The sequence below is a fragment of the Burkholderia sp. Ax-1724 genome (genome assembly GCF_011752995.1).
Classification (GTDB): Bacteria; Pseudomonadota; Gammaproteobacteria; order Burkholderiales; family Burkholderiaceae; genus Paraburkholderia.
Window position 1 is genome coordinate 44,643 of the sequence record NZ_VWWL01000024.1, and the last position, 22,638, is coordinate 67,280.

A 22,638-nucleotide genomic window follows, 5' to 3' on the forward strand; every position below is an offset into this window, starting at 1 on the left:
GCAACGAACTCACTTGAAATTCTTGTCCAGTTCCGAAATCTTCAATCCGAGCGTTTCGCTCAGTGCCCAGAGTGCCGCGCTCGACAGTACCGCGCACGCGACCGCGACGACCATCATCGACCAGCCGAGGCCGTGCTGTTTTGCCATGAAGCCGATCAGCATCGGACCGAACGACGCGATACCACGCCCGACGTTGTAGGCGAAGCCGATCCCCGCGCCGCGCACCGCGCCCGGAAACTGCTCGGACAGGATCGCGCCGAGCCCGCCGGCGCATGACGAGATGCTCGCGCCGACCAGGAACACCAGCACATAGCCGGTCGTGAGCGATTGGACCGGCAGGTAGAGAAAGGCGGCGATCGCAATCATCGAAAAGAGGATCGTTGCGGTTTGCGTCGGGCGGCGGCCGAAGCGGTCGTGAAACCAGCCGACTGACACATACCCGATGAAGCCGCCGAGAATCTGGATGAGCATGAACGTCGTCGTGCCGGCAACGTGCAGGCCGCGTTCGGTCCCGAGATAGAGCGGCAGGAATGTGACGATCGAATAGTAGGTGCCGTGACCGCCGACCATGAAAATCGTCGAGAACATCGTCACGCGGCGCAGATCGCGATGAAAGAGGCGTCCGATCGAGGCGAGCGCCGCTTGCTCCGAGCGGCCATTTCCCGATCGGCGTTCATGAATGCCGCGCCGTGCAACGAAGATCGCAATCGCCGGCAGGAGGCCGAGCACGAAGAGCCAGCGCCACGCGACGTCGGCCGGCATGATCGAGAACATCACGAAGTAGGCAATCGTCGACAACGCCCAGCCGATCGCATACGCGCTTTGCATCACCGCCATCATCCGGCCGCGGCGCTCGTCGGCGGTGTACTCCGACAGCAACGCGACACCCACGGGCCACTCCGCGCCGAAGCACAGTCCTTCGAGCGTTCGCCACAGCACCAGCTGCGTGGCATTCTGCGCGGTTGCAGTCAACGCGGTGAATATGCTGAAGCCGACTACCACCCACACCAGCACGCGAACGCGTCCGTAGCGATCCGCGAACGCGCCGCCGAACAGCCCGCCGATGGCCGATGCGACGAGGCTTGCCGTCGAAATCGTGCCGCCCACGCCGACTGAGAGATGCAGTGTCGTCAGGATTGCGCCGAGCGCGAGCGCAAACATCGTGTGATCGAAACCATCGAGTCCCCATCCGAGCGCCGACGCTATCACCACGCGGCGCTGTTGCGAACCCGCTATCCGTGTGAGATCGGTTGGTGACGGCTGGAATTGCAGTGATTGATGTATCGCATGCGGATCTTTCATTGTCTCTCTCCAGGTTATCTATTCGGTTGTCTTGTACTTCGACCGGGTTGCCGCCGCGGCCGCTCAGCGCGATGGGCCGCCGATGCGTTCACACAGGAATGGCGCGAGTGCGTCGCGATTGAGTTCGGCGCCGAGCCCGGGTCCTTCGGGCGGACTCAGGTAGCCCTCCTTGACCGACGCCTCCGGCGCATCGCGCACCGTGTCGATGTAGCCGTCGTGAAAGCGGAAATACGGATACAGCTCGAGCATCGATATATTCGGCAGGTTGATCGCCAGATGCCGGGCGACCTGGGTCGCGAGCGGACTGCCGCACACATGCGGCGCGACGCGCATTCCGAATGCTTCGGCCATGGCGGCGATCTTCTTGGTTTCCATGATGCCGCCCGTGTTGCACGGGTCCGGCTGGACGATGTCGACCGCGCGCGTCTCGATGAGCGCACGCATCTGGTGGCGTCCATAGTTGCGTTCGCCCGCTGCGAGCGGAATCGACGTGCGCGCGGCGACCCACGCCATGGCATCGGCATCGGACGGGTCAGTGGGTTCTTCGACGAACTGAATGTCGTACGGCTCGAAGCGGTTGCACAGCCTCGCTGCTTCGGCGGCGCTCAGTCCGCCGCTCAAATCGAGCATCAGGTCGACATCCGGACCGATCGCTTCGCGTACCGCTTTCACGCGTGCTACCGCGAGATCGGCCTGCTCGCGTGTAATGGAGCGCTGGCTGACGTGGCGCATGTTCACGCCAAGCATCTGGCCGAGCGGATAGAACTTGAGCGCTGTGTAGCCGTCGGCGAGCGGACGCTCGGTGGCCCGGGCGAATTCGTCGGGTGTCTGCGCGGCTTCGTACCAGCCGTTTGCATAGCAGCGAATGCGATCATTGACTGCGCCGCCGAGCAATTGATAGACCGGCAGGCCGCACGCGCGACCCTTGATGTCCCAAAGCGCCTGCTCCAGTGCGCTCAACGCAGCGAACACGATGGTGCCGCCGCCCTTGGCCCAGAACGTATGGTCGTATACGTGTGTCGAAAATGCTTCGATACGAGCGGGATCACGGCCGATCAGATCGGGTGCGAGATCCTTCAGCATGCCTGCGGCGGCATGGGCGCCGCGTCCGTAGGCCACGCCCGCTTCGCCGATGCCGTTAATCCCTTCGTCGGTGCTGACCTCGACGATGATCGGATGCAGCTTGCCGCTGCGAGCGAGATAGATATCGACTTGCGTGATCTTCATGGCGGACCGGGTGGGGAATCACCGGCGAGGTCGGACGCCGCGTCGTCGAGCTGCACGCGCGTCACCTTCACGCCCAACTGCCGGTATTGCTGGAACTCGTTGTCCGCAAGACCGTCGTCGGTGATGATTTCGTTGATGTCGGCAACGTCTGCGATACCGTGGATCGCACGTCCCGCGAACCGGCTGCTGTCGATCATGAGCGTGGTCTTGCTCGCGGCGCGGATCATCGCCCGCTTGAGCGTGACCAGTTCAAGGGACGTGTCCGACACGCATTCGTAGTCGACCGCTTGCGCCGACAGAAAGCACTGGTCGACCCGCATGTCATGCAAAAACGACATGCCCGGCTCGCCGAGCAGCGTGTACGCGCGCGGCCGGCACTGGCCGCCCGGTACGATCAGCTTTACGTGCGGCTTGCGCGTCAGCAGGCTCGCGACCATCAGATCGCAGGTCACCACGGTCAACGAGATGTCGAGTTCGCCGACCACTTGCGCAAACTCGTGCATCGTCGAACCGGTATCGATAAGAATGCTCTGGTCCTCGGAGAGCCGTTTCGCCGCTTCCACCGCGATCGCGCGTTTCTCTTCCGACGCCGTGTAGCGCGCTTCGTCGACGCTCGGCTCGTAGGTCGAGCGCTGGCGGATACGCACTGCGCCGCCGTGCGTACGCCGGACCACGCCACGCGCGGCGAGCGCGTCGAGATCGCGCCGGATGGTCGACACCGATGCATTGAACAGGCGCGACAATTCCTGATTCGACCCGCCGACGTTCTGCTCGAACCAGTCGATCATGCGTTGCTGACGCTCTGCCTGAATCATGTCCTCCGGCATGCCGTCGGACTGCGTTTCAGGCTCCTTTTTGCCGTTGGCCGTCATCTTCGTCATCTTCCTTTCTCCTGAAGCATCGCCTAAAGTCCTCGGAGGATACACGAAGTGATAACGCGAACTGGCCGGCCAGGCGAGGCCAGTGCGCGCCGCTTTCCGGCCCCCGCGCAAGCTGCTCGCGGAACGCCGGGCCGGGACATCCGTTACAGGCTTACGCGCATTTTCTCGGTGCGCGCCGCGCCTGCGCCGCGATACGCGGTGACTTCGATTTCGACCAGATATTCCGTGCCCGCGAGCGGCGTCGCGGTGATGGTCGCGGCCGGATCGATGTCCTTGAATTTCTCCGAGACGACCGCCATCACGGCTTCCTTATGGTCGAGGTTCGGTATCGCGATACGCGAGCGCACCACGTCGGCGAGACTCGCGCCGACCGCCTTCAGCGCACCTTCGATGTTGGCGAAGCATTGCAGCGTCTGCTCGGCCGGGTCCTTCGAGATTTCACGCGTGCGGTAGTGACGGCCCGCGGTGTTCGCGACCAACACCCAGTTGTCGACCACCACGGCGCGCGAGTAGCTGTTTTTGTCTTCGTACACGCTGCCTGACTTCAGTTTCTGCACCTGTAGCTCAGCCATCTAAAAAGTCTCCATGAAGGGAAGGTTGCTTCGAAGAGCGATACGGATCACTGCGTCTGTAGTGCGAGTTCGCCATACTCGCGCCGCGCGAACGCATCGGAAATGCGCTGCTCGACGAGATCGCGCCGCAGGTCTTCGGGCTTGCGTGCTTGCGGCGGACCGTAGCCGCCGCCGCCCGGCGTCAGGATCTCGACGATGTCGCCGCGCTTCAGCGGCGTCGTTTTGCCCGCCAGCGGCGCGCCGTTGACGCTGCACGACGAGCCTTGCGCCGCGCCGCCGCCTTCGAGGCCCCACGGTTGCGAGCCCAGCCGCGACGTCTCGACGTTGATCTGGCAAGCGCGTTCGGCGCGATACACGCGGCGCAGCCCCATGCCGCCGCGCCAGGTGCCGGCGCCTGCCGAATCGTTGACGAGTTCGTAGCGCAGCAGCGTCAGCGGATATTCCTGTTCGAGTGCCTCGACGGGGAGGTTCGACGTGTTGGTCAGATGCACGTGAATGCCGCTCAGGCCGTCGGCGGTGGGCCGCGCGCCGCCGCCGCCGCCGATCGTCTCCAGATAGACCCAGAGTTCGCCGTTATCGGTGCTGCCGCTGAACACCGCCGCGGCGCAGCAGCCGTTGCCGGCCGCCATCACCTTGTTCGGCAGCGCCTGCGCGAGTGCGCCGTAGATCATGTCCGACACGCGCTGGCATGCGGACAGCCGGCTGTTGACCGCCGCCGGATGCTCGCAGTTGAGCAGCGACCCTTTCGGTGCCTCGACGCTGATCGGCCGCGCGAGACCCGCATTCGGCAGGATGGTCGGATCGATGATCGCCTTCACCGCGTAGTAGCAGGTAGCCAGCAGGCCGGTGTAGATGACATTCAGCGCGTTGCGCATCTGCGGCGGCGCGTCGAAGGCAAGATGCATCGAGTCGCCCTTGATGGTGATGGCCACACTCAGGTCGAGCGAGCCTTCGAAGTGCAGGCTGTCGAAGCGGTCGGTGAAGCGATAGGTGCCGTCGGGAATCGCCGCGATGCCGGCGCGCATCTTGCGCTCGGCGTAGTCCTGCAGTGCCTCGCCGGCGCGCAGGATGCGCTCGGTGCCGTATTTCCCGCACAATGCCTGCAGGCGCTGCACGCCGACGCGGTTGGCAGCCATCTGCGCGCGCAGATCCGACAGCCGTTCGTGCGGCACCTGGCAGTTCAGCAGGATCAGTTCCTGCACATCCTTCTGCAATACGCCTTCGCGATAAAGCCTGACAGGCGGGATACGCAGGCCTTCCTGATAGATGTGCGCGTGGCCGCGATCGGCGAAGTCGGCGTGGTGCGCGGTGTTGATCGCCCACGTAATCAACTGGTCTTCGAAGAACACCGGCTCGGCAAGCACGATGTCCGGCAGGTGCGTGCCGCCGCCTTCGTACGCATCGTTGCCGATGAACACGTCGCCCGGACGGATGTCCGCGAGCGGAAAGCGCTTCATGATGTGCGGCACGGTCTCGAGAAAGCTACCCAGGTGCATCGGGATGTGCTCGGCCTGGCACAGCGTGTTCCCCGAACGGTCGAAGATCGCGGTCGAGCAGTCGCGGCGTTCCTTGATGTTGGTCGAGTAGCTCGAGCGCACCAGCGCTTCGCCCATTTCCTCGGTGATCGACGCGAGCGCGCTGCCAACGACTTCCACCGTGATCGGATCGATAGACAGGGTCGTGTTCATTTCTGCATTTCCAGAATCAGATTCAGATAGGGGTCGACGCTCGCGCGCATGTTCGGCAGCACAACGGTCGTGGCGTCCATCTGCTCGACGATGGCCGGGCCCGTGAAGGTATTGCCCGACGCGAGCTTGTCGCGGCTGTAGACCGGACAATCGACGAATGCCGCGGCCTCGGCCATGTAGACCTCGCGCCGGCCGATCTGCGCATGGCTCGCATCCGGACCCACCGCCGGCGCGGGCGTGAACTGCGCCTTGGCGACACGCCCGACGGCCTCGACACGCAGTGTGACGAGCTGGATCGTTTCGCCCTCGGCAACGAAGCCGAAGCGCTGCCGGTGTGCGTTTTCGAAGCCGCTCGCGAGCAGGTCGAGCGTGGCCTGGGTGATCAGTCCCGGCGGCACCGGCACCGATAGCTCGTAGTTCTGGCCGTGATAGCGCATGTCGGCGGTGCGTGTGATCGACTGGCGATCGGACTCGATGCCTTCGCGTGCAAACCAGCCCTGAGCCTGCGTGTCGAGTTCCGCATAGCCGGCTTCGAGCGCATCGAGCGACGCCGCGTCGAGCCGCCGCACGCGCGACAGGGCGAAGTCGGCGCGCAGGTCGGTGAGCAGCAGACCGAGTGCACACAACGCACCCGGCGTGAGCGGCACGATGATGCGCGTCATGTCGAGTTCCTGCGCGAGACGCGCCGCGTGCAGCGGTCCGGCGCCGCCGAATGCCATCAGCGTGTAGTCGCGCGGGTCGTGGCCGCGCTGCACGCTGATTACGCGAATCGCCTTGGCCATGTTCGCGGTCACCACCGAGACGATGCCCTGCGCGGTCTCCATCACGCCGATGCCGAGCTGATCCGCGAGCTTCTGCATCGCATCGAGCGCGAGGTCGCGGCGCACCTTCATGCGTCCGCCGAGAATCTCGACTGGATTGAGCGTCTGCAGCACGATGTTCGCGTCGGTCACGGTCGGCTCGCTGTTGCCGCGGCCATAGCAGACCGGGCCGGGGTCGGCGCCGGCGCTGCGCGGGCCGACTTTCAGCAGGCCGCCGCTGTCCACATAAGCGATCGAGCCGCCGCCCGCACCCACCGTATGGATGTCGAGCATCGGCGCCTTGATCGGATAGCCGTGCACATTCGCTTCGCCGGTCAGCGCGCACTGGCCGCCTTGCAGCAGCGCGACGTCGCTGCTCGTGCCGCCCACGTCGAACGTGATCAGATTCGGAAAGCCCGCGAGATTGCCGATTTCCTGCGCCGCGACCACACCCGTGCTCGGCCCGGAGAGGACCGTGCGCACCGGCAGTTCGGCGGCCGTGTCGAAGCCGATGACGCCGCCGTTGGATTGCGTGAGTTGTGGCGCGACGCGCAAACCCAGATCCTCGAAGCGATGCTGGAGGCGCTGGATATACTTCTTCATGATCGGGCCGAGATACGCGTTGACGACCGTGGTCGACAACCGTTCGTATTCGCGGAATTCCGGCGCGATCTGATGGGATGCGCAAATGAACACATCGGGCAGGATCTCGCGAACGATTTCCAGCGCACGGCGCTCGTGCTTCGTGTTCAGGAATCCGTACAGAAAGCAGACGGCGACCGCCTTGACATCCTCGTCGGCCATCTTGCGCGCGGCGGCGCGCAGACCTTCTTCGTCGAGTTCCAGTTCGATTTCGCCGTTCGCGCGCAGCCGCTCCTTGACTTCGAGACGCAAATCTCGCGTGACGAGAGCTTGCGGTTTTTCCGCGTACATGTCGTACAGACTCGGGCGCTTCTGACGGCCGATTTCGAGCAGATCGCGAAAGCCGTCGGTGACGACGAGGCCGGTCTTCACGCCGCGCAGTTCGATCAGCGCATTGGTCGCGACGGTCGTGCCGTGGCCGAGAAAGCCGATATCCTGTGCCTGCGCGTCAACGGTTCCAAGCCCCTCGGTCACGCCGTTGGCGATGCCGAGCGAAGGGTCGGCCGGCGTCGACGGTACTTTCCATATCTGCACGCGGCCACTCGCATCGTCGAACATGCAGACGTCGGTGAAGGTGCCGCCTGAATCAACTCCTATTCGCCAAGCCATGTGATTGCTTCCTGAGTCAGAGAGGTTAAGCCGCCATCAAACCGGCAGCTGAAAAACGCGCGAATCGTTCGAAGCGGAACGGCGCCGGATCGACCAGCGGCGTTTCGTTCGTCACCAGTTGCGCCATCAGCTTGCCGGCGCCGGGGCCGAGGCCGAAGCCGTGCCCGGAAAACCCGGTTGCGATGAAGAAGCCGGGCAGTGCGGCGAGAGGTCCAATGATCGGCACCGCATCGGGCGTCACATCGATCATGCCGCCCCACATCTGCAGGATGCGGGCGTTCGCAAATGCCGGGAATGCCTTGGCCAGGTTCGCGAGGCCGTTGCGGATCACCGCCTCGGACGGTTTGGGATCGAGGATGCGATGCTTCTCGAACGGCGTGATCGCATCGAGTGCCCACTGGCGCGGCGTACGCCACTCGTCGATGAACTGCCTGTCGAGACGCAGCTTCAGATCGGCGCGGTTGCGGCGGAAACGCGACCAGTATTCCGGGAAGAGCCGGAAGCTGTCCGGCACGATCGGCACTAGCGTCGAGTTGCGCATGGCGATCGTGTAGCCGCCGTCGAGCCGCTGGCGGAACGAGAAGTTGTCGGCACCGACAGGCATCGCGGTGGGGCCGTTGACGTCGCTGATGCGCGCGGCGCTGCCGAGCACCTTGAGTTGCGGCAACTCGAGGCCGAACGAGCCCGCGAACAGGCGCGACCACGCGCCGCCCGCCAGCACGACCGACGAGCAGCGGATCTCGCCGTGCTCGGTGACCACACCGCTCACGCGCCCCGCTTCGCGCTGGATGCCGCGCACCGCACAACGCGTCGCGATATGCGCTCCCGCTCTTTGCGCGGCATGCGCGATCGCGGGTGCCGCCATCAGCGGCTCCGCTCGTCCGTCGGTTGCCGTGTGCATTCCGCCCGCGAATGTGGTGGAACAGCCGGGGACATATTGCGCGAGATCGTTCTTCCCGAACAGCACCGTATCGATGCCGTATTCCCTGGCGTGCCCGATCCATTCGCGGTACTCGGCCATCTGCGCTTCGTTGCGGCACAGATAGGTGATGCCGGTCTGACGCAGGCCGGTTTCGGCGCCGTACTTCGGCTTGAGTTCGTGCCACAGTCGCAGGCTCTCGATCGACAGCGGAATTTCCGCCGGATCACGGCCCATCTGACGTACCCAGCCCCAGTTGCGCGCCGATTGTTCCGCACCGATCAGTCCTTTCTCGCAGACGACGACGCGCACGTTCTGCTGCGCGAGATACAGCGCCGTGCACACACCGATGATGCCGCCGCCGATGATGACGACCTCGGCCTCGGTGGGCAGTGGTGTTGCGCTGTTGGCGATCGGGTCTGGAATGATCCTGCTCATGGGGTTCCTGTGTTTTTGCGAATGCGATGGAAAGCGAGTGCTGGCGGCTACAGCGTGTCCTCGGATCGGCAATCGACGGGCAGTTCCTCGATCGCCAAACCGGTGCCGCGGTTTGCGCCGCAGACCTGCACGACGGAACCGGCCACGCGACGCGGGGATGGCGGGTTCGGCGACAGGGATTGAGAAAACATCGGTGATCGTTTTAGGTTGATTGTGGAAGAATGTGAGATATCTTATGAACGTTTGTGATTGATTAAAAATAAGTATTTTCCCTGTGACGGTCCTGGGGAATTCCCGCATTAGCGCAAGAATTCCGGGTATTCCCTGCAAAAAATAATTCATGCAAGCGAACGACTGGTCTTTTTTGAGATGTGAAAGTGTCTCTTCGTTAATGGAAGATTGTGATCGATTTTGTTGGGTGGAAGGATTTTCTGTGGAAAAACTTCATAATCTATCGTGAGGCGGTCAGATATGGCGATGCCCGCACGTTCGCAACGGAATTCGAGTCGTGGCTTTGCGACAAATCAAAGATCGGATTAGCCGGCAACTTTGAGGCGTGACATCGCCGACCGCTACCTCGTACATGGATAGTGTGAGGGAGCGTTGAGGAAGCCTGAGTTATTTTCGGAGTTCAGTCGTATCGAAAGACGCGGTCAAACGACGAAGCTTTTGCGTCATCCTGTAGCAGGCGGCGATCCGTAACAGAGGGGGTCAAATCCGGTGGGACGTTGCGGGCGGGTCGTGCGAGTCGGCTGTCTTCCGCCAGTTGGGCCTCACGCGCTATTCCGGATACTTTCTTGGGGCAAGGCACGGAAACGGCTCGCCGGATGCCGCGCCATATAATCGATACATCTCAACCACCAGCGGATCAGCCAGGCTGACAACGTAAGCATGAAAACGCTCGAGATGTTGCGTGCCCTCGATCTGGAATCCGCTCGTCTCTTCCTCATCGCCTATGAGGAGGGGAGTCTCACGCGAGCGGCCGAACGCAGCAACATTGCAGTCTCGGCCGTCACCAAACGCCTCCAGGAGCTCGAATACGTCTTCGGCGTATCGCTGTTCAACCGGCACGCGCGAGGCGTTACGCCGACGCCCGCCGGCGACGAATTCGCGAGACAGGTTCGCCTGCTGACACAGCGCCTGAATGAAACCGCCAGTGCGATGAGAGAGTTCTCGGAGGGAATTCGCGGACGTGTGCGGGTGGCCTCCAGTCAGTCGGCGATCGTCGGTGGCCTCGCCGCCTTCGCCGGCAGGTTTATCCAGGCAAACCCGGAAATTGCCGTGGATGTGCACGAAATCCACGGCTGGTCACTCGTTTCTGAAATCGAAAGTGGCCGCGCCGATCTCGCCCTCAGTCTTTCGGTATTCGACGTGCCGTCGTCGATCGCGAAAGTGCCGTACAAGGAAACCAGTCTGGTCGTGGCCGTACCGAAAGACCATCCGCTCGCCACACGCCAATGGGTCAGGTTCGAGAACCTGATCGACTTCGAGCACGTCACGCTCGGGCCGAAAAGCGCGCTTTGTTCGTTCCTGGTCAATCAGGCAGCCAGTCTCGGGCATGAGCTGAAGTACCGCGCGGTCTCCTCTTTCGATGTCATGCGCTCGATGATCGCTGCCGGCCTTGGCATCGGCATTCTTTCGGAAATCATGGCCATTCCCTTTGCGGGAAATCCGGACGTGCGCTGCATTGCCCTGCGGGAAGAATGGGCACCGCGAAGCATCCAGATTTACTACCGCGAAGATCTCATTCCCCCGTCGGCCCGCCTGTTTCTGAAAGAGTTGCTGATTTCTGCAGGCCACCGTTCTCCATCGGTGAAAGCTGGTTTGAGGAAATAGAAATATCTCGTCCCTGCTCTCCTCCTATACTGCTTTGCAATTGAAAATCTGTTTTGTATAGGTGGAGAACAAATAGATGAAGATTGCAAGCGTCACACCGATTTTCGCCGATCGCTTTCTGTATGTGAAAGTCACAACCGAGGACGGACTGACAGGAATCGGCGAATCCGGCGCATGGGGCCAATATGAAGCCAGTGCGGCAGCCATGGTCAAGTGCGGAGAGTATCTCGTTGGACGAGACGCGCGCCAGATCGAACACCACTGGAATGTATTGCAACGCGCGAATCATTTCACCGGCATGGCTATCATGGGCGCGATCTCCGCAATCGACATCGCCCTGTGGGACATCAAGGGAAAAGCACTCGGCGTTCCGGTCTACGAATTGATCGGTGGCCAGATGCGGCATAAGGTGCGTCTTTACGGACATGTGAAAGCGCGCACCAAAGCGGAGATGCTCGACGAAGCGCTGCTGCGCAAAGAGCAGGGATTCACCGCGCTAGGCCATCTCAACCCGTTCCTCGATGAGGATTACGATCGATATTTCCGCCCTCATGCGAAGAAGATGGAAGAGGCCGTGGGTGTCGTTCGGGAACTTCGCGAAGCGCTTGGTCCCGACGTCGATCTCTGTATCGAGCTGCACCGGCGGCTCAATCCCGCCGAAGCCGTCACCTTTGCGCGCAGTATCGAGCCGTACTTCCCGATGTTCTTCGAAGATCCGCTGAAACCGACCGGCGTGGATGCGATGTCCTGGGTCGCGGATCACATTCCGGTGCCGATTGCCACCGGCGAGCGCTTCTTCAACATGCACCTGTTCCAGTCGATTGTCGCGCGGCGCGGCGTGCAATTCCTGCGCCCATCGATAGGTCTCTGCGGCGGCATCACGGGAGCGAAAAAGATTGCGGCTCTGGCCGAGGTCAACGACATGGAAGTCGTACCGCATAACCCTCTGTCGCCGCTTAATCTGGTCGCCGAATTGCATCTTGACGCGACGATTCCGAATTTCGCCATTCAGGAATATCCGTCGTCGTCAAAGAACCTGCATGGGACGACCCAACTGCCTGGCCGCGAAATGTTTACCGATTTCCCGGAGCCGAGCAGCGGATTTCTCGATATCCCGACCGCACCCGGACTCGGTATCGACTTCGTCCCCGATATCGAGAAGCGCTTTCCGAAGGTCAATCGACCGCTCGACATGCGTCCTCATCTCGATGGATCGGTCATCGAACAGTAAGGACCTTTCGTCATGGGCCAGCCCGCGCTGGCCAGGACGAGCGAGGTCGCGAGTCTATGTTCGATCGCAACGTCTAAGCGCGGCGTGTCATTCATGTCCGCCCTGCCTGATCGGGGAAACGTCGATGCCTCGCAAGCTCACGTTTCCCGCTTAAACAGAGCCCCCATGAAGATCAAAAGCGTTTCGGTTATCGCCCTCGAGATCCCGCTCGCGCGCAGTTTTGGCGGGAGCAAATACCGTGTCGACAAGCGGTGCACGATCATCACGCGGATGGAGACCGACACCGGGCTCGTTAGCGAAGTGTATAACGGCGACAACCGGACACATATGCGCGACGTGGTGGACATCATCGAGAAAGAATTGACGCCGATGCTGATTGGCGAGGACGTTTTTGCCGTCGAGCGCCTCTGGCAAAAAATGTTCAAGGCGGCCGAATGGAATCGCGACCGCAAGCTGGTCATGGAAGCGATTGCCTGCATGGACAGCGCGATCTGGGACCTTCTCGGTAAGGCCGCGGGCGTCAATGTATGCCGATTACTCGGAGGCTATCGCCAGGCGTTGCCGCTTATCTGCATCGGCGGCTACTACGAGGAAGGCAAGACGCTCCGGGATCTTGGCGACGAAATGGAACGGCTTCGCGAAGCCGGACTGGCCGGATGCAAGGTCAAGGTCGGTGGCCTGTCCGCCGAGGAAGACGCCAAACGGGTGGAAGCCGCGCGCAAGGGCGGCGGCGACGAGTTCTGGATCGCGGTCGACGCGAATCGCGGCTGGCCTGTTTCCGAAGCGGTCAAGTTCGCCCGCCTCGTCGAGCAATACAACATCGCGTGGTTCGAGGAGCCGTGTCTTTGGTACGACGACGCCAGCATGATGGCCGAAGTGCGCCGAAGAACGTCGATTCCGATCGACGCGGGACAGAGCGAAATGAGCGCTAGCGGCGTACGGCGGCTGATCGACGCAGGCGCCGTCGACATCATCAACTTCGATGCCTCCGAAGCCGGCGGGATCACGGAATGGCGTCGCGCAGCGGCACTTGCCCAACTCCACGGCCTGCGCGTGGGGCATCACGAAGAATCACAGATCGCGATGCAAATGATCGCATCGATTCCACACGGTGTTTGCGTCGAATGCTTCGAGGCCGACCGCGACCCGATCTGGGCCGGTCTCATTGCCAACCGTCCCAATCCGGTCAACGGCACGATTGCCATTCCGCAAGAACCAGGATTCGGACTCCAGCTGGACTGGGAGATGGTCAAGCGCTACCGGGTGAATTAGCAACCGCCGCTGGCGGCTTCAATAAAGAAAAATACGGGATCGTCTCTCTGCGATTTTTATCTTATTGAGGAAGAGCCGGGTCATGCAAGGAGGAGACGTGGACGTGCTATCGGAACAAACGGAAATTGATGCATCGACCAAAGTAGCGCGCCGGGTCATTTTCGCACTCAGCCTCGCGACCGTTGCAGAAGGGGTGTTTATCGGCGGAATTCTGCCGGTTATTCCCGCCATCGTGCACAGATACCAGATCACCTCCGGAGAGGCGTTCTGGCTGAATGCGGTGTATCTGCTGGCAGTCGGCGTGACGTGTCCGGCACTCAGCCGTTTAGGGGACATTCACGGCCACAAGAAGCTGACCGTTCTGACGATCATCGTCAGTATCATCGGCATCGCGCTCGATGTGGTGGCGCCGAATTTCGGCGTCTTTCTGGTCGGACGTTTCCTGCTTGGATTCTGCCCGGCGATTACGCCGCTGGCGATCGGTATCTTTCGCAACACCCTGAAGGAAGAGGCGGCGCTCTACGGGATAGGCGCGCTCGCCGCGGCCATGACGGTGGGCCACGCAATCGGGCCGGTTCTCGCCGGCTATGTGCTTGGCAGCACGTCGGGCATCGGCTGGGTGTTTGCGAGCTGGATTGCGTTGCTGGGTCCGGCAGCGATCGCCATCGTCTTTCTTGTGCCGACCTCTTCTCTTCCCGACACGCGCCGTACCATGGATTGGCTGGGCGCCATCATGTTGGGCGTCGGCGTTGCCGCGATCCTGTTCGCATTCGCCTATGCGCCCAAGTCGGGATGGGGGAACATCTTCGTGCTCGGCGCCATTATCCCGGGCATTGCCCTATTGATCGTCTGGTACGCGTATGAGAAACGCACGGAGTTTCCTCTCGTCGATCTGCGTATGCTGAATAACCCGAATGCACGGCCATACTATGTGTCGAGTTTTCTTTGGGGAATCGCGTATTACGGATCGCAGACGACCGTGGTGCTTTTTCTCGTTGCCTCGCATGAGAAACTCGGATTTGGCTTCTCTGTCTCCGTCCTGACACTCGGCTGGCTTCTTCTTCCGCAGTACCTGGTCACCATAATCGGTGCGCTAGGTGTTGCCAGAATCGTTCGGTCGTTGGGTGGGTACAAGGTCTGCGGGCTGATCGGCGGCACGACGCTGGGCCTCGGCTTCGCCGGTATGATCGTTGCGAACCACGTACTCTGGCAGTTCATGTTCTTCAGCATGATGACGGGCTTTGGCTCCGGCCTGTTGCAAACGACGCTGTCCGGTCGGGTCAGCCAGGTGTGTCTGCCCGAGGAGCGGGGCATCTCGGCGGGTATGTATCAAACCCTGAAGAACATCGGCGGAGCCATGGCAAGTGCTTTCGGTTCGGCGATTTTCGCGGCATTTCTGATCGACGGAACGAAGATCGCTTCGGAGCGCGCTTACATCATTGTTTTTTGCGGCTGCCTGCTTGTGTCGATCTGTATCGTGGCTGCGCTGCTAACCGAACGTTCTGACTATCAATCATAAATTCGGCGATGCCGGTATCTTGTCCGTCATCGCGAACCCGTCGACACTGGCGAACCATTAAGACAAAGGCGCACTCCGCGATCCGGCAATGGATCTCTCCATTCGGTCTTTCCCGGGATGGTTGAAGCGACCTGCGCGAGAGCCCGTCACATTCAATGAACGCTGATAAGAAGTGACTGGACGCTCATGCCGGGAATGGTAGGGATGCATCGGCATGCAATGGTCACCACGATATAGCTGGCGTTCTGCTTGCAGTACCAGTTTGTCTCCTTACAAACTTTAACGGGCGACTAAGGGAAAGGGAGTATTGAAACGTTATCTCGGATCACCTCTTATAATGAGGCCCGCAGATAAGTCACAACAGAGAAAACTCCATGTCCGACCAACAGGAACCACGCCGTCGCTTTTTGCGGCAGGTGCTGGCCGTCGTACCCGCCGCGACGGTCGCTTCAGGTGCAACTTTTACTCAAAGTGCCTGCAGCAGTAACGCGACACCCGCCACCGGGAACACCGCAGAGTACCAGCCTACTTACTTCACCGCGGCAGAATGGAAATTTTTGCATGCTGCGGTGGACCGGCTGATTCCCGACGATGAACATGGCCCAGGTGCCGTGAAGGCCGGTGTGCCCGAGTACATCGATCGCCAGATGGAAATGCCGTATGGCCACGGCAAGCTCTGGTACATGCAAGGGCCTTTTCATCCCGATGCCGTGCCCGAAATGGGCTATCAGATCAATCTCGCGCCGCGCGACGTCTATCGTCATGGCATCGCGGCCTGCGACGAGTACTGCGTGAAGCAGCACGGCGGCAAGACCTTTGCTGAACTCGACGTGGCGACGCGCGAAGCGGTGCTTCAGGATATGGAGCACGGCAAACTCGCGTTTGAAACTGTTCCTGCACGCACGTTCTTTTCATTCCTGCTCGGCAATACCAAGGAAGGTTTCCTCTCCGACCCGATCTACGGCGGCAATAAGGATATGGCCGGCTGGAAGATGGTCGGTTTCCCGGGCGCGCGCGCGGATTTCATGGATTGGATCGACCAGCCGGGTGCGAAGTATCCGTATGGTCCGGTATCGATTAACGGCAGGCGGGGGTAAGCAGTGGCAATCAGGAAGAACAAGGTCGATTGCGTGATCGTAGGTTTCGGCTGGACCGGCGCGATTCTCGCGCAGGAACTTACGGACGCGGGACTCGACGTGGTCGCGCTCGAGCGCGGCGCGATGCGCGATACGCCAACCGATGCGAACTATCCGAAAGTGATCGACGAGCTCAAGTATGGCGTGCGCGGCGCGTTGTTCCAGGATCTGTCGTCGGAAACGGTGACCATTCGCCACGGCGTGGATGATCTCGCGGTGCCGTACCGTCAACACGGCTCGTTTCTGCTCGGTAACGGCGTGGGCGGCGCGGGCTTTCACTGGAACGGCATGCATTACCGGATGCTGCCTGAAGAACTGCAATTGCGTACGCGTTATGAAGAGCGCTACGGCAAGAAGTTCATTCCGGAAGGCATGCAGGTCCAGGATTTCGGCGTGACCTATGACGAGATGGAGCCGTTCTTCGATTTTGCGGAGAAGGTATTCGGCACGTCCGGCAAGGCCGGTAATCTCAACGGCAACATCCAGGCCGGCGGTAATCCGCTCGAAGGCAGCCGTCGCAACGATTTCCCCACGCCGCCGCTGAAGAACGGCTTCGGCGCGTCGCTGTTCGAAAAGGCCGCGCGCGAAGTGGGCTTCCATCCGTATCCCGCGCCTGCGGCGAATGCGTCGACCCCGTACACGAATCCGTACGGTGTGCGTCTTGGACCGTGCAACTTCTGCGGCTTCTGCGAAGACTTCGGCTGCTATATGTACTCGAAGGCATCGCCCCAAACGACCATTTTGCCGGTGCTGCTCAAGAAGCCTAACTTCGAGCTTCGCGCGAACTCGTATGTCACGAAAGTCATGCTTTCGCCCGACAGGAAGCGCGCGACGGGTGTCACCTACATCGATGCGCAAGGCCGCGAAGTCGAACAGCCCGCGGACATGGTCATCGTCGCCGCATTCCAGATGCACAACGTGCGCCTGCTGCTGCTCTCGGGCATCGGCAAACCCTACGATCCGAAGACCGGCGAGGGGGTAGTGGGGCGCAACTACGCCTATCAGATGAACGGTGGCATCAACGTGCTGCTGCCGAAGGGCACGCAACTCAATCCGTTTATCGGCAGCGGCGCGGGCGGCGTGGGCATGGACGACTTCAATGGCGACCAGTTCGACCACGGTCCGCTCGGCTTTGTCGGCGGCGCGAGCGTTCGTCATATCCGCACGGGCGGCCGTCCAATCAAGCAGGCGGCGACCGTGCCCGGCACGCCGACCTGGGGCAGCGGCTGGAAGGCCGGTATTTCCGACGCTTACCAGCGCTATATGAGCATCGGTATTTCGGGTTCGGTGATGCCGTATCGCGACGCTTATCTCGATCTCGATCCGACCTATCGGGACGCTCACGGTCTGCCGCTTCTGCGCATGACGTTCGACTGGCACGACAACGAATACGCCATGCTCGGCTATATCGGCACGCGCATGGAAGAAGTTGCGAAGGCGATGAACCCGGAGAAGTACTTCCGCGCGATCCGCAAGAAGGGGCAGCACTACGACACGCGCGTGTACCAGTCCACGCATACCACCGGCGGCGCGGTGATGGGCAGCTCGCCGGCGACGAGCGTCGTGAACAAGTATCTGCAAAGCTGGGATGTGCCGAACGTGTTCGTGATGGGCGCTTCCGCGTTCCCGCAGAACATGGGCTACAACCCGACCGGTATCGTCGCGGCCCTCGCGTTTCACTCGGCCAAGGCCATTCGCGAGCAATACCTGAAGAACCCGGCTCCGCTGGTCCAGGCATAAGGGAGACGGCAAGCATCATGAGAAAAATCACGTTTGCCATCGCTTCTGCTGTCGTCTTTTCGGCTGCGAGCGCCGGCGTCTTCGCACAATCATCCGCGACGGCATTTCCATCCGCATCGGCCGATACGGACGCGCAGCTGATTCAAAAGGGCCGCTACCTCGCGGCCGCGGGCGACTGCATTGCCTGCCACACGGCAAAGGGCGGCAAGCCGTTCGCGGGCGGCCTCGGCATTGCATCGCCGATCGGCACGATCTACTCGACCAACATCACGCCCGACAAGTCGACCGGCATCGGCAACTACACCTTCGATGACTTCGACCGCGCCGTGCGCCACGGCATCGCGAAGGACGGTTCGACGCTGTATCCCGCCATGCCGTACGTTTCGTATGCGAAGGTCAAGCCCTCGGACGTGAAGGCGCTCTACGCGTATTTCATGCATGGCGTCGAGCCGGTTTCGCAAGGCAACCGCGCGTCCGATATTCCGTGGCCGCTGTCGATGCGCTGGCCGCTGCGCTTCTGGCGCATGGCGTTCGCACCGGAAGCCGTCAGCGACGACAGCCCGCTGCCGAACGACCCGATCGCGCGCGGCCGCTACCTCGTGGAAGGCCTCGCGCACTGCAGCGCATGTCATACGCCCCGCGGCTACGGCCTCGAGGAGAAGTCGCTGACCGATGACGGCAAGCTGTTTCTCTCCGGGGGCGTGGTCGATGGCTACCTCGCGAAGAATCTGCGTGGCGACCGCAAGGACGGTTTGGGCAACTGGAGCGCAGCCGATATTGTTGCGTTCCTGAAGAGCGGCCGCACGGCGCACTCGGCGGCGTTTGGCGGCATGGCGGATGTCGTGCAGGACAGCACACAGCATCTGGGCGACCAGGATCTCGCCGCCATTGCCGCTTACCTCAAGACGCTGGCTCCCGTCGACGCATCCGGCAGCACGCTCTCGCCCGATGCAACCGCGGCAAATGCACTGCGCGCCGGCACGGACCATAGCAACGGCGCGCTGACCTTCGTGGACAACTGCGCGGCGTGCCATCGCACGAGTGGTAGCGGTTACGAGAGCACGTTTCCGACGTTGGCGCTTTCGACGGTCGTGAACACGGACGATCCGACTTCGCTGATTCATATCGTGTTGCAAGGGGGAGAGATGCCGTGGACCAAGGCCGGCCCCACGCACTACGCGATGCCGGGGTTCGCCACGCGGTTGACGGATCGCGACGTAGCGGACGTGCTGACTTTCGTGCGATCCAGTTGGGGCAACCATGCTTCGCCCGTGACGTCCGAGCAGGTCGCCAAGGTGCGCAAGTCGTCCGGGTCTGCTTCTCAGCCTGCACGCGCTGAAAATCCGTAGCGTTTGGCGTTCGCGCTTGCGTGTGGGGTTTATTGGCAGGGTAGCTGGTGTTCTGTTCGTTGTTGACCGATCTATGCTCGCTTGGCATGTTGAGGTCAACGGAACGGGACACCAGTTGCTTTAGACGATTTGAGAAGGCTCGTGCGGTAAGGTTGATGTGTTGGAGTGGGATGGTGAGCCTTGTAAGGCTCGGGCAATCCTGTCAGGGGCGGCTGCGGGTGTCTGACTAATAGAAGTTGGGCCAGGGAATAACGCCGCGATACATTCACATTTACCCGTATTGGCCCGAAAACCGTTCTTCCAGCGATCGACGTAACTCCCCTACACCTGCTCCACCCGCCGGCGAGTCGATATCGCGGAAGCCGTCGAAATCACCAGATCCGCAAATCGCTTCTCATCGCAAACGCAGATTTCGAGCCAAATAACATCGATCAGCTTCCTTGATCTGAAGGCGGGAGGGGCTTGATAAACTGCGGTGATTGTCGACGATTCCTTCGTCGATGCCGCACGACTGCTTCCGACAAAGTGAGCGGAACAAGTACAGTCGGCCAGGAATGGTCATGGCGTTCTTTTCGTGGGATGTCAGTTCCTGGCTCGAGGGCGGCCGGTGAGGTCCGATCGGCGAACAACTGTATTCGTAGGAATGTTGACCTCTGCTCGCCACTCCGCCGAGTCGTTGGGCATCGCAAAATTTGGCGTGGCCTACGGACGGATTTTCATCGAGGCGGGCATCCAATCGCTATGTGCGAAGACCCCCCGATTTCGTCACCGATGTATTTCTGTTTCATGCAGATGCGATTCGCATAAATTCACTGGATATATCGCGATTGAGGCGATCGTATCGCAAGATCTAAAATCGGATGATTATGCTGTCGAATTATAATGGGAGCCATATTGCGAAAGCACGTCAGCAGCCCGCGCATACAGGGAAGGCAAATCCATGAACCCAACTGATCTGCTCCAGATCATCCGTGATGGACCGGTCCAGCAGGATCGTCTGATCAAGGCGGATATTCCTACGCTGCCGGACAACGCGCTCGTGCCGCGTCGTGCAGTGACGTATTCAGAAATCGGTCGCGATTTTAGTGTAACGGTCGATATGGTATCAACCGCCGGCGACATCGAGCTCAAGACGCTCATCGCGAAACCGATGACGTTGTGGATTCAGCAATCGGACAAATCATATCTCCCCATCAACGGATACATCCACACTGCGCGCAGACTTGGCGCCGATGGCAGTTACAGTGGCTATCAGGTCACTTATGCATCGTGGATGCATTTTCTGCGTTTTCGCAGTGATATGCGTTACTGGCAGGACAAGAGTGCGGACGCCATTATTACCGATGTATTCAACATGCATCCGCAGGCGCAGGGACAATTCCAGTTCTCGATTCAAAACCCATTGCTCCAGCGTTCGTACTGCCGTCAGAGCGAAACCGACTGGAACTTTGTCCAGCGCCTGATGGAGGAAGAGGGTCTGTTCGGCTTCTGGCGCCAGACAGAAGACGGCAAATCCCATATATTTGTTGTGACGGACAACATTTACGCCCTTGACGAAGTGGCAACAAATCCGATTCCATTCTCGCGATCGGGAACCGGCAGTGAAGCCGATGCGTTCACGCAATGGTCTGGCATGCGGACGCTACAGAGCACCGTCCACACTACGCGTACTTTCGACTATAAGGCTCCGTCTTCGGTTGCGAATCCCAAAGGCACCACTCTGCCGACGATGTCTGGTCAAGGCGATCTCCCAGAACAAGCGGAGATATACGAATACACGGGCGCCTATACGTATCAGGCTCAAGACCGGGGGGAGCATCTTTCGAAGATGCATCTGGAAGAATGGGAATCGCGGGCCAAGCGATTTTTCGCCGCGGGAAGCGTAAGAGCAATCGACGCCGGGCGGCGCTTCGTTTTGAGCAATCACCACGAGCATGATCGCGATCAGGCGAGCCAGCGTGAGTTTGCGACAATCCACGTACGCCGGTATATCGAGAACAATCTCCCGGCGTCGACACACGAAGCAACTTTTCCCCATTGTCTCCAGAAAGAACTGGCGCTCGCGAAAACTGAGTACACCAGCAATGCTGCTGCCAGCGTCACGCATCCGGATGGTTCGACTGGCTTCTACATTGTTGAGGTAGAAGCCCAGCGCGTAACCGTTCCATATCGCAGTCCGTTCGAACACAAAAAACCGTCGATGCACTTGGAGACGGCAATCGTTGTCGGCCCTCAGGGTGAGGAGGTCTATACGGACGAACTGAACCGCGTAAAGGTCCTGTTCATCTGGGATCGCCAGAACAGTGGAGATGCGAGCGCTTCCTGCTGGGTCCGTGTTGCACAGTCCGATACAGGCGGGGGTTACGGAAGCGTCCACGTACCCCGCATCGGCGAAGAAGTACTGATTGGCTACGTAGGCGGAGATTGTGACAAGCCAGTTGTCTTGCACCGCGTCTACAACGGAAATGTTCAGCCGCAGTGGCACGGTAACGGCATTTTGTCGGGCTTTCGTTCGAAGGAGTACTCAGGCTCCGGTTATAACGAAATGGTGCTTGATGATGCAACGGGACAGAATCGGGCGAAACTATTCAGCAGTTCGAGCAACAGCCTGTTGCACCTCGGGTATCTGGTCAATCAGAGCGGTAACACCCGGGGTTCGTATCTGGGATCGGGCTTCGACCTAAGAACCGATTCTTACGGCGCGCTGAGAGCAAACAAGGGGCTGCATGTCACTACGCACAGCACGTCCACCGGAAGCCAGCCGTTTGATACATCGAGCACGCAGCAACAGCTATCACGAGCCGAAAGCGTAACGAAAGGCCTTTCCGATGCGGCCAAACAACGAAAGGCCGAAGATCTGCAAGCAGAGGTTGACTCGCTTCGTCAATACTCGGCAGCCGCAAAGCACACCGTATCGGGCGAGTCGTCAGGCGGAAAGACGGCTGGAGGCGGAACCGGTAGCGCGGGTGCACTTCAAGAGCCATTGATCCTGCTAAGCAGCCCTGCGGGTGTTGGCATCTCCTCCGAGAAGTCCACGCGTATTACTACTGATCAGCATCTAAATCTGGTAAGTGGACAAAATACGCACATTGCTTCCGGGAAGTCTCTGATCGCCAGTGTTGCTGAAAAGATCAGTCTGTTTGTCCAGAATGCGGGCATGAAACTCTTCGCCGCCCAAGGGAAAGTCGAAATACAGGCGCAAAGCGACGGGATGGATTTGATCGCGGAGAAGCAATTGCGTGTAACGAGCGCGGATCAAGATGTGCTAATTGCAGCAAGCAAAAAAGTGGTGGTGACCAGTGGTGGTGCCAGCATCACAATTGAAAGTGGCAACGTAGAGATTGTCTGTCCGGGAAAATTCACGGTCAAGGCGGCTTCGCATTCGTTCGAGGGCCCCGCGAGCGTTGATACTCCTCTTCCTGCACTTCCCCAAGGCAATCTGAAGATCAGCAATATCTATAACCTGTCTCGATAACA

15 protein-coding genes are annotated in these 22,638 nt (G+C 60.5%); 8 read left to right on the top strand and 7 right to left on the bottom strand.

The window, feature by feature from the left end; genetic code table 11:
* Positions 1 to 9: 9 nt before the first annotated feature.
* The 7 genes from F3J19_RS25850 to F3J19_RS25880 all read right to left on the bottom strand — a co-directional run bounded on the left by F3J19_RS25850 (position 10) and on the right by F3J19_RS25880 (position 9,378).
* Positions 10 to 1,302, bottom strand: a complete 1,293-nt coding sequence (locus F3J19_RS25850) for an MFS transporter (protein ID WP_167048115.1) — start codon at positions 1,300 to 1,302, stop codon at positions 10 to 12.
* A 63-nt stretch (positions 1,303 to 1,365) separates the two neighbouring features.
* On the bottom strand, positions 1,366 to 2,529 hold the full coding sequence (locus F3J19_RS25855) for a mandelate racemase/muconate lactonizing enzyme family protein (RefSeq protein ID WP_167048117.1): 1,164 nt from the start codon (positions 2,527 to 2,529) through the stop codon (positions 1,366 to 1,368).
* Positions 2,526 to 3,410, bottom strand: a complete 885-nt coding sequence (locus F3J19_RS25860; RefSeq protein WP_167048119.1) for a DeoR/GlpR family DNA-binding transcription regulator — start codon at positions 3,408 to 3,410, stop codon at positions 2,526 to 2,528. Before F3J19_RS25860 ends, F3J19_RS25855 begins: the two co-directional genes overlap by 4 nt.
* 143 nt (positions 3,411 to 3,553) lie before the next feature.
* Positions 3,554 to 3,982 (bottom strand): RidA family protein, encoded by a 429-nt coding sequence (locus tag F3J19_RS25865; protein WP_167048122.1) that lies wholly within the window; start codon positions 3,980 to 3,982, stop codon positions 3,554 to 3,556.
* A 47-nt stretch (positions 3,983 to 4,029) separates the two neighbouring features.
* Positions 4,030 to 5,670, bottom strand: a complete 1,641-nt coding sequence (locus F3J19_RS25870; RefSeq protein WP_167048125.1) for a hydantoinase B/oxoprolinase family protein — start codon at positions 5,668 to 5,670, stop codon at positions 4,030 to 4,032.
* Complete coding sequence (locus F3J19_RS25875; RefSeq protein ID WP_167048128.1) at positions 5,667 to 7,721, bottom strand: hydantoinase/oxoprolinase family protein; 2,055 nt, start codon at positions 7,719 to 7,721, stop codon at positions 5,667 to 5,669. Before F3J19_RS25875 ends, F3J19_RS25870 begins: the two co-directional genes overlap by 4 nt.
* Positions 7,722 to 7,746: 25 nt before the next feature.
* The gene (locus F3J19_RS25880) at positions 7,747 to 9,378 is read right to left on the bottom strand and encodes an FAD-binding oxidoreductase (protein ID WP_240159229.1); all 1,632 of its coding nucleotides are present in this window, start codon (positions 9,376 to 9,378) and stop codon (positions 7,747 to 7,749) included.
* Between the two features lie 591 nt (positions 9,379 to 9,969).
* Between F3J19_RS25880 and F3J19_RS25885 the strand changes: the two genes are divergently transcribed.
* From F3J19_RS25885 to F3J19_RS25920, 8 genes are all read left to right on the top strand, one after another.
* On the top strand, positions 9,970 to 10,914 hold the full coding sequence (locus F3J19_RS25885) for a LysR family transcriptional regulator (RefSeq protein WP_167048131.1): 945 nt from the start codon (positions 9,970 to 9,972) through the stop codon (positions 10,912 to 10,914).
* 76 nt (positions 10,915 to 10,990) lie between these two features.
* A complete protein-coding gene (locus F3J19_RS25890) occupies positions 10,991 to 12,145 on the top strand; it encodes a mandelate racemase/muconate lactonizing enzyme family protein (protein ID WP_167048135.1) in 1,155 nt (384 codons plus the stop codon).
* Positions 12,146 to 12,310: 165 nt separating this feature from the next.
* Positions 12,311 to 13,417: a mandelate racemase/muconate lactonizing enzyme family protein gene (locus tag F3J19_RS25895; protein WP_167048138.1), complete on the top strand. Its 1,107-nt coding sequence runs from the start codon at positions 12,311 to 12,313 to the stop codon at positions 13,415 to 13,417.
* A 97-nt stretch (positions 13,418 to 13,514) separates the two neighbouring features.
* Positions 13,515 to 14,936, top strand: coding sequence for an MFS transporter (locus tag F3J19_RS25900; RefSeq protein ID WP_167048141.1), 1,422 nt, complete (start codon positions 13,515 to 13,517; stop codon positions 14,934 to 14,936).
* Between the two features lie 374 nt (positions 14,937 to 15,310).
* Positions 15,311 to 16,033: a gluconate 2-dehydrogenase subunit 3 family protein gene (locus tag F3J19_RS25905; protein ID WP_167048144.1), complete on the top strand. Its 723-nt coding sequence runs from the start codon at positions 15,311 to 15,313 to the stop codon at positions 16,031 to 16,033.
* 3 nt (positions 16,034 to 16,036) lie between these two features.
* Positions 16,037 to 17,812, top strand: coding sequence for a GMC family oxidoreductase (locus tag F3J19_RS25910; protein ID WP_167048147.1), 1,776 nt, complete (start codon positions 16,037 to 16,039; stop codon positions 17,810 to 17,812).
* A gap of 17 nt (positions 17,813 to 17,829) precedes the next feature.
* Positions 17,830 to 19,161, top strand: coding sequence for a cytochrome c (locus tag F3J19_RS25915; protein WP_167048150.1), 1,332 nt, complete (start codon positions 17,830 to 17,832; stop codon positions 19,159 to 19,161).
* 940 nt (positions 19,162 to 20,101) lie between these two features.
* A complete protein-coding gene (locus F3J19_RS25920) occupies positions 20,102 to 22,636 on the top strand; it encodes a type VI secretion system Vgr family protein (RefSeq protein WP_167048153.1) in 2,535 nt (844 codons plus the stop codon).
* Positions 22,637 to 22,638: the final 2 nt, after the last annotated feature.